This is a genomic window from Pseudomonas sp. DE0010 (genome assembly GCF_007680745.1).
Taxonomy (GTDB): domain Bacteria; phylum Pseudomonadota; class Gammaproteobacteria; order Pseudomonadales; family Pseudomonadaceae; genus Aquipseudomonas; species Aquipseudomonas parafulva_B.
Map to the genome: position 1 here is coordinate 51,582 of NZ_VEJQ01000030.1, position 8,745 is coordinate 60,326.

Here is an 8,745-nt window from a genome sequence, read left to right on the forward strand (position 1 = left end):
AACCAATGAAACTTATCGTCAAAGTCTTCCCAGAGATCACCATCAAGAGCCGGCCGGTGCGCAAGCGCTTCATCCGTCAGCTCGCCAAGAACATCCGCAACGTGCTCAAGGATCTGGATCCTGAGCTCGTGGTCGATGGTGTCTGGGACAACCTCGAGGTGATTACCCGCATCGAGGACGAGAAGGTTCAGCGCGAGATCGTCGAGCGCCTGACCTGTACACCGGGTATCACCCACTTCCTGCAGGTCGAGGAGTACCCCCTGGGTGACTTCGACGACATCGTTGCCAAGTGCAAGCAGCACTTCGGTCACCTGCTGGCCGGCAAGCACTTTGCGGTGCGTTGCAAGCGCGGTGGGCACCACGACTTCACGTCGATGGACGTTGATCGCTACGTTGGCAGCCAGTTGCGCCAGCAGTGCGGTGCGGCCGGTATCACGTTGAAGAACCCGGATGTGCTGGTACGCATCGAAATTCGCAACCAGCGCCTGTTCGTGATCCACAACCAGCACCAGGGGATCGGCGGCTACCCGCTTGGCGCCCTGGAGCAGACCTTGGTCCTGATGTCCGGCGGCTTCGACTCTACCGTGGCCGCCTACCAGATGATGCGTCGCGGCCTGATGACGCACTTCTGCTTCTTCAACCTTGGCGGACGTGCCCACGAACTAGGCGTGATGGAAGTGGCACACTTCCTTTGGAAGAAGTACGGCAGCAGCCAGCGCGTACTGTTCATCAGCGTGCCCTTCGAGGAAGTGGTCGGCGAGATCCTCAACAAGGTCGACAACAGCTACATGGGCGTCACCCTCAAGCGCATGATGCTGCGCGCCGCGACGCGCATGGCCGAGCGCCTCGAGATCAACGCGCTGGTGACCGGCGAAGCCATATCCCAGGTGTCCAGCCAGACCCTGCCGAACCTGTCGATCATCGACTCGGCCACCGACATGCTGGTGCTGCGCCCTCTGCTGGCGACCCACAAGCAGGACATCATCGACCAGGCCAACGCTATCGGGACCGCCGATTTCGCCAAGCACATGCCCGAGTACTGCGGCGTGATTTCGGTGAACCCGACCACCCATGCCAAGCGTCACCGCATGGAGCACGAAGAAAAGCAGTTCGAGATGCAGGTGCTCGAGCGCGCCATCGAGCGCGCCAAGTTCATCTCCATCGACCATGTGATCGATGAGCTGGGCAAGGACATCGAGATCGAAGAAGTGGCCGAGGCCTTGCCGGGCCAGATCGTCATCGATATCCGCCACCCCGACGCCCAGGAGGACGAGCCTCTGGCGATCGACGGTATCGAAGTCCAGGCGCTCCCGTTCTATGCCATCAACAGCAAGTTCAAGCACCTGGACCCCACGCGCCAGTACTTGCTGTATTGCGACAAAGGTGTGATGAGCCGTCTGCACGCACACCACCTGCTCAGTGAGGGACATGCCAATGTGCGTGTTTATCGTCCGGCATAAGACGCCAGGGCTGTATGGCGGCAGCATCCGCCATCGCCCTCCCGACCTGCGGGCCCGCTGAGCCTCAAACGTACTTATTCGCCGCCTACACTGGCGGCAACCGAATCCTCTGATCGAGATACAGTTGTGATCGAAAATCTGCGTAACATCGCCATCATCGCCCACGTTGACCATGGTAAAACCACCCTGGTCGACAAACTCCTGCGCCAGTCGGGCACGCTCGAGCGTAACGAGCTCAACGACGAGCGCGTGATGGACTCCAACGACCAGGAAAAAGAGCGCGGCATTACCATTCTGGCGAAGAACACCGCCATCAACTGGAACGGCTACCACATCAACATCGTCGACACCCCCGGCCACGCCGACTTCGGTGGCGAGGTTGAGCGTGTGATGTCGATGGTCGACTCCGTGCTGCTGCTGGTCGACGCCCAGGACGGCCCGATGCCGCAAACCCGCTTCGTGACCAAGAAGGCGTTCGAAGCTGGCCTCAAGCCAATTGTGGTCATCAACAAGGTCGACCGTCCGGGCGCGCGTCCTGACTGGGTTCTGGACCAGATCTTCGATTTGTTCGACAACCTGGGCGCCACCGATGAGCAGCTGGACTTCAAAGTCGTCTACGCCTCGGCCCTGAACGGCATCGCCGGCCTGGACCACACCGACATGGCCGAAGACATGACCCCGCTGTACCAGTCGATCATCGACAACGTACCTGCGCCTTCGGTTGACCGTGACGGCCCGTTCCAGATGCAAATCTCGGCACTGGACTACAACAGCTTCCTCGGCGTGATCGGCGTTGGCCGCATCGCCCGTGGTCGCGTCAAGCCCAACACCCCGGTTGTCGCCATCGACACCAATGGCAAGAAGCGTAACGGCCGTATCCTCAAGCTGATGGGCCACCACGGTCTGCACCGCGTCGACGTCGAAGAAGCCCAGGCTGGCGACATCGTCTGCATCAGCGGTTTCGACGAGCTGTTCATCTCCGACACCCTGTGCGACCCAACCGCGGTCGAGGCGATGAAGCCACTGACCGTTGACGAGCCAACCGTATCCATGACCTTCCAGGTCAACGATTCGCCGTTCTGCGGCAAGGAAGGCAAGTTCGTCACCAGCCGGAACATCAAGGACCGTCTGGACAAGGAACTGCTGTACAACGTGGCCCTGCGCGTTCAGGAAACCGATTCCCCTGACAAGTTCAAGGTATCGGGCCGTGGCGAGCTGCACCTGTCGGTACTGATCGAAACCATGCGTCGCGAAGGCTTCGAGATGGCTGTAGGCCGTCCGGAAGTGATCATTCGTGAAGTCGACGGCGTCAAGCAAGAGCCGTTCGAAAACGTCACCATCGACATCCCTGAGGAATCCCAGGGCAAGGTCATGGAAGAGATGGGCCTGCGTAAGGGCGACCTGACCAACATGGTTCCGGATGGCAAGGGCCGTGTGCGTCTTGAGTACAACATCCCGGCCCGTGGCCTGATCGGTTTCCGTAACCAGTTCCTGACCCTGACCAACGGTGCAGGCATCCTGACCTCGATCTTCGATCGCTACGACACCATGAAGTCTGGCCAGATGTCCGGCCGTCTGAACGGTGTGCTGGTGTCGGTCGAGACTGGCAAGGCGCTGACCTATTCCCTGGAAACCCTGCAGGCGCGCGGCAAGCTGTTCGTCGAGCACGGTCAGGAAATCTACGGTGGTCAGATCATCGGCCTGAACAGCCGCGACAACGACCTGGGCGTGAACCCGACCAAAGGCAAGAAGCTCGACAACATGCGTGCTTCGGGCAAGGACGAAGTCATCGCCCTGGTACCGCCAGTGCGTCACACCCTGGAACAGGCCCTGGAATTCATCCAGGACGACGAGCTGTGCGAAGTCACGCCTAAGTCGATCCGTCTGCGCAAGAAGATCCTGGACGAAGGCGAGCGTACCCGCGCTGCCAAGAAAGCCAAGAACTGAGTTAGCTCAGGCTGAATGAAAACGCCCCCGGTCGAAAGGCCGGGGGCGTTTTTGTTTGTCTGGCGACTCGTTGCCCTGTCGGTGGCCAGCGAGGCACCAGCAGTCAGTAAAAATACGAAAGGTTATCGAGCCCTATTGGGTCTCAGCGCCCAACCACCTTCGGCTTGTAAGCACAATACCCCGGCCGTGGCCCGACCTTCGGATGGTTGCGGCAGGTGTCGGGGCGCTTGTCATAAATGGTGCACAGCCGGCTCTTACGATCCAGATACATGCAATCGTCGTTGCTCATGCGCGTCAGGGTGAAGATGCCCGACTTCTGGTTGAAGCGTTCGATGATGCCTTCTTTCTGCAAGCGCTTGGCCACGTTTTTGGGCGGCTCGTCTTTTTCGAATTCATCCACCACGCCGATGCGGATCAGGTCCTTGATCTTGACCTCCACCGGCAAGGTGCAGCAAGTTGAGTGGCAGCCGCCGCACATGTGGCTGGCATAGCGCTGCCAAGTCTCCAGGCGGTCGACTTCGGCAGCGGCGATCAGGGTCGTTTTCATCGTTTTATGAGGTGGATCACGGTGTAGGGCGCGCGATGATACCGGAATTGCTCAATTTATGAACAATTTTATGACCGGTTGCACGCTGCCGCGCAAATACTCGAACACTGGTGATTGCGGCCGGTCGAAGCGTCTAGGCTCAACATTTGCTGTCTGCTCTTGTCCACTTGCCCCGAGGATGACGCATGTCCCAGGAACCCAAAGCGCGTGACGCTGAAGTCGCGGATTTTCGCGCCGCAGTGCTGGATAAACTTACCTATGCCGTCGGCAAGGACCCGGAGCATGCTTTCGACCATGACTGGTTCGAAGCCATCGCCTTGGCCGCGCGCGACCATATGGTCGATCACTGGATGGACCATACCCGGCAATCCTACCGACGCAGCCAGAAGCGCGTGTACTACCTCTCATTGGAGTTCCTGATCGGTCGCCTGCTGTATGACAGCCTGAGCAACCTGGGCCTGCTGGACATCGCGCGCGAAGCGCTGGACGGCCTGGATGTGGACCTGGAGCGCATTCGCCTGCTCGAGCCCGACGCGGCGTTGGGCAACGGTGGCCTGGGCCGGCTGGCGGCATGCTTCATGGAAAGCATGTCGACGCTGGGCATTGCTGCGCATGGCTACGGTATCCGCTACGAGCACGGCCTGTTCCGGCAGGCGATGGTGGACGGCTGGCAGCAGGAACAGACGGAAAACTGGCTGGATTTCGGTAACCCATGGGAATTCGAGCGGGCCGAAGTCATCTACCCCATCAGTTTTGGTGGCAGCGTCGAAACGGTCAGCGACACGCATGGCAACCAGCGCCAGGTGTGGTCACCCAGCGAAACCGTCCGGGCGGTGGCGTATGACACGCCGGTGGTCGGCTGGCGAGGCTCCAGCGTCAATACCTTGCGCCTGTGGCGTGCACGGGCGCTGGAAGAGCTGCACCTGGAGCGCTTCAACGCAGGTGACCACCTGGGCGCCGTTGCCGAGGTGGCGCGCGCCGAAAGCATCTCCCGCGTGCTGTACCCGGCCGACAGTACCGAGGCTGGCCAGGAACTGCGCCTGCGCCAGGAATACTTCTTCGTGTCGGCATCGCTGCAAGACCTGCTGCGTCGGCACCTGAACATGCACGATAACTTGCTAAACCTGCCCGATGCGGCGGCCATCCAGCTCAACGATACCCACCCCTCCATTGCTGTGGCCGAGCTGATGCGGTTGCTGGTCGATGAACATCAGATCCCCTGGGATACCGCCTGGGAACTGACCGTGGGCACCTTGGCCTACACCAACCACACCTTGCTGCCCGAGGCCCTGGAAACCTGGCCGGTGGCATTGATGGAGCGCATGCTGCCCAGGCACATGCAGATCATCTACCTGATCAACGCCTACCATATCGACTCGTTGCGGGCCAAAGGCATGCACGACTTCGATGTGCTGCGTGCTGTGTCCTTGATCGAAGAAGACAACGGCCGGCGAGTGCGCATGGGCAACCTGGCCTTCCTGGGCTCGCACAGCGTCAATGGCGTGTCGGCCCTGCACAGCCAATTGATGAAAAGCACGGTCTTTTCCGAATTGCACAAGCTGTACCCGCAGCGAATCAACAACAAGACCAACGGCATCACCTTCCGCCGCTGGCTCTACCAGTCCAACCCACAGCTGACACGCATGCTGGTGGAGGCATTGGGCCCGGAACTTCTGGACGATCCTGAGCGGCTGCTGACCGGGCTGGTTCCGTTCGCCGACAAAGCCAGTTTCTGCAAGCAGTTCGCGGCGCAGCGGCTGCACAGCAAGCGTGCATTGGCGAGCATCATCCAGGACCGGGTGGGCGTTACGGTGAACCCGGAGGCGATGTTCGACGTGCAGGTCAAGCGCATCCACGAGTACAAGCGGCAATTGCTCAACCTGCTGCACACCGTCGCGTTGTACCAGGCCATTCGCCACGACCCGGGTACGCACTGGGTACCGCGGGTCAAGATCTTCGCGGGCAAGGCGGCGGCCAGCTACCATCAGGCCAAGCTCATCATCAAGCTGACCAACGACATCGCTCGTGTGGTCAACAACGATCCCACCGTGCGCGGCCTGCTCAAGGTGGTGTTCCTGCCCAATTACAACGTCAGCCTGGCTGAAAGCATCATCCCGGCCGCGGACCTTTCCGAGCAGATATCCACTGCCGGTTACGAGGCCTCGGGTACCAGCAACATGAAGTTCGGCCTCAATGGCGCCCTGACCATCGGTACCCTCGATGGCGCGAACGTGGAGATGAGCGAGCAGGTCGGCCCCGACAACATGTTCATCTTCGGGTTGACGGCGCAGCAGGTCGAGGCGCGCAAGCGTGCTGGCGATTTTGGTGCCTCTGCTGCCATCGCGGCCTCCGGGCGCTTGAACGATGTGTTGCAGGCCATTCGCAGTGGCGTGTTCTCCTCGGACGACCCTTCGCGTTACACCGCTCTGGTCGATGGCCTGATTGGCTACGACCGCTTCATGGTCTGCGCCGACTTCGACGCCTATTGGGATGCTCAGCAACGGGTGGAAGACCTCTGGCACAAGCCGCAGCAGTGGTGGCGCATGGCTGTGTTGAACACGGCACGCATGGGCTGGTTCTCATCGGACAGGACCATCCGTGAGTACGCGACCGAGATCTGGAAGGCACTGGACTGACACAGGGACGGCCAGGGGGTCACCGCTCTCTGGCTCGTCAGCGTTGCCATCTATAGCGAGCACAGGCTGGCCGGCGCCGGGATGGGGCCGGCAGCCCGGTGCCCGACCATCGGCCTGGCGAGCGCTGAACTCCCGATCCATTGTGCCGTCTGACAGCCGTGGCGAGTCTCATCGCTCGCTAGCCCGCCGCTCTCCCTGTAAACTGCGTGGGTTTTCCATCCCCAATCCTGTTGGAGCCATACATGTCCCGCGTTACCCTTAGTCGCTATCTGATTGAGCAGACCCGCAGCAACAATACCCCTGCCGATCTGCGCTTCCTGATCGAAGTGGTGGCGCGTGCGTGCAAGGAAATCAGCCACCACGTGTCCAAGGGCGCCCTTGGCGGCGTGCTGGGCAGCATGGGCACCGAAAACGTCCAGGGCGAAGTCCAGAAGAAGCTGGACGTGATCTCCAACGACATCCTGCTCGAAGCCAACGAATGGGGCGGTCACCTGGCCGGCATGGCGTCCGAAGAAATGGACAATGCCTACCAGATTCCGGGCCGTTACCCCAAAGGTGCCTACCTGCTGGTCTTCGACCCGCTGGACGGCTCCTCCAACATTGATGTCAACGTGTCGGTCGGCACCATCTTCTCGGTACTGCGTTGCCCCAACGAGTACCTGAGCCAGAACGAAACCCTGAACGAAAATGCCTTCCTGCAGCCGGGTACCGAGCAGGTGGCGGCCGGCTATGCCATCTATGGCCCGCAAACCATGCTGATCCTGACCCTGGGCAACGGCGTCAAGGGCTTCACCCTGGATCGCGAACTGGGCAGCTTCGTGCTGACCCACGAGAACATCAGTATTCCGGAAACCACCGCCGAATTCGCCATCAACATGTCCAACCAGCGTCACTGGGAAGCCCCGGTACAGCGCTACGTGGGCGAGTTGCTGGCAGGCGAGACCGGCCCGCTGAAAAAGAACTACAACATGCGTTGGATCGCCTCGATGGTGGCCGACGTACACCGTATCCTGACCCGTGGCGGCCTGTTCATGTACCCGCGCGATGCCCGTGAGCCGAGCAAGCCGGGCAAGCTGCGCCTGATGTATGAAGCCAACCCGATGTCGTTCATCATCGAACAGGCCGGTGGCGCGTCCACCAACGGTTACGACCGCATCCTCGACATTCAGCCAGAAAGCCTGCACCAGCGCGTGTCGGTGATCCTGGGCTCGAAGGAAGAGGTCGAGCGCGTCACCGCCTACCACAAGGAGTAAGTCATGCTCGCACCTTGGCAGCCTTTGCTGGAATGGTGGTTCGGTTGGGGCACCAGTGCCCAGGCCGTGGCTGACGAGAAGAGCGCCCAATGGTTCGGCAAGCATCACGACGCCGAGGCTCAGGCGCTGTTCGGTGAGCTTGTCGAACAGGCGTTGGCTGGCGGGCTCGACGAGTGGCAGCAAAGCCCTCAGGGCTGGCTTGGGCTTCTGCTTCTGCTCGATCAGTTGCCACGCATGATCTACCGCGACACGCCGCGTGCGTTCGAAGGTGATCGGCGTGCGCAAGTGGTTGCTCTGCAAGGGTTGCAGAAGGACTGGGATTACCAGTTGCTCCCGATCCAGCGGGTATTCGTGCTGCTGGTGCTCGAACATGCCGAAGTGCTGGACTGGCAGAACATGTCCGTCGAGCGCTACCAGGTGCTGCTCGATGAGCAGCCTGAAGCCAACCGTCGGTTGTTCGAAGGTTTTCTGGATTATGCCCAGCAGCACCAGCGGGTGATCGAGCGGTTCGGCCGGTTCCCGCACCGCAACCTGGTATTGGACAGGCCAAGTACCAGTGAAGAAATGGACTTTCTGCTCGAGCCCGGTTCCAGGTTCTGAAGCGGCGTTGTGCGTCCAATGCCTGAGGCCGCCCTCCATGGGCTAATGCGATTGACTTGAAACCGTTGGGGCCGCTGTGCGGCCCATCGCGGCCGGTCCAGCGCCCCGGCAAGGCCGCTCCCGCTACGTCCTGCGGCCTCGCCAATTCAGGCATCACGCGGTCGGTGTAGATACCGTCTTGACCCTCACTTCGCAAGCGCGATTTGAGGGTCGAACGGCTTTCCGGATTTCACCACGCCGTACACCAGGTACAACAACTTGCGCATCGCCGCGCATACGATCTGTTTATACGCTTTGCGCCG

Annotated in this window: 6 protein-coding genes; 5 read left to right on the forward strand and 1 reads right to left on the reverse strand. The window is 60.7% G+C overall.

All coding sequences use genetic code 11. The annotated features are described in order from the left end of the window. Nucleotides 1-5 precede the first annotated feature (5 nt). A complete protein-coding gene (gene thiI / locus FS767_RS19435; RefSeq protein WP_144967530.1) occupies nucleotides 6-1,460 on the forward strand; it encodes a tRNA uracil 4-sulfurtransferase ThiI in 1,455 nt (484 codons plus the stop codon). A 126-nt stretch (nucleotides 1,461-1,586) separates the two neighbouring features. Further along, complete coding sequence (gene typA / locus FS767_RS19440; RefSeq protein ID WP_023532979.1) at nucleotides 1,587-3,407, forward strand: translational GTPase TypA; 1,821 nt, start codon at nucleotides 1,587-1,589, stop codon at nucleotides 3,405-3,407. 142 nt (nucleotides 3,408-3,549) lie between these two features. On the opposite strand, the gene FS767_RS19445 is transcribed toward typA, so the two are convergent. Continuing rightward, nucleotides 3,550-3,954, reverse strand: a complete 405-nt coding sequence (locus FS767_RS19445) for a YkgJ family cysteine cluster protein (RefSeq protein ID WP_016712459.1) — start codon at nucleotides 3,952-3,954, stop codon at nucleotides 3,550-3,552. A 185-nt stretch (nucleotides 3,955-4,139) separates the two neighbouring features. On the opposite strand from FS767_RS19445, the gene FS767_RS19450 reads away from it, so the two are divergent. From FS767_RS19450 to FS767_RS19460, 3 genes are all read left to right on the forward strand, one after another. Continuing rightward, complete coding sequence (locus FS767_RS19450) at nucleotides 4,140-6,590, forward strand: glycogen/starch/alpha-glucan phosphorylase (RefSeq protein ID WP_144967532.1); 2,451 nt, start codon at nucleotides 4,140-4,142, stop codon at nucleotides 6,588-6,590. A gap of 242 nt (nucleotides 6,591-6,832) precedes the next feature. After that, nucleotides 6,833-7,843 carry a class 1 fructose-bisphosphatase gene (locus tag FS767_RS19455; RefSeq protein ID WP_023532920.1) on the forward strand — a complete coding sequence of 337 codons (1,011 nt, stop codon included), beginning with the start codon at nucleotides 6,833-6,835 and terminating at the stop codon, nucleotides 7,841-7,843. A 3-nt stretch (nucleotides 7,844-7,846) separates the two neighbouring features. Next, on the forward strand, nucleotides 7,847-8,443 hold the full coding sequence (locus tag FS767_RS19460; RefSeq protein ID WP_023533038.1) for a DUF924 family protein: 597 nt from the start codon (nucleotides 7,847-7,849) through the stop codon (nucleotides 8,441-8,443). Nucleotides 8,444-8,745 lie beyond the last annotated feature (302 nt).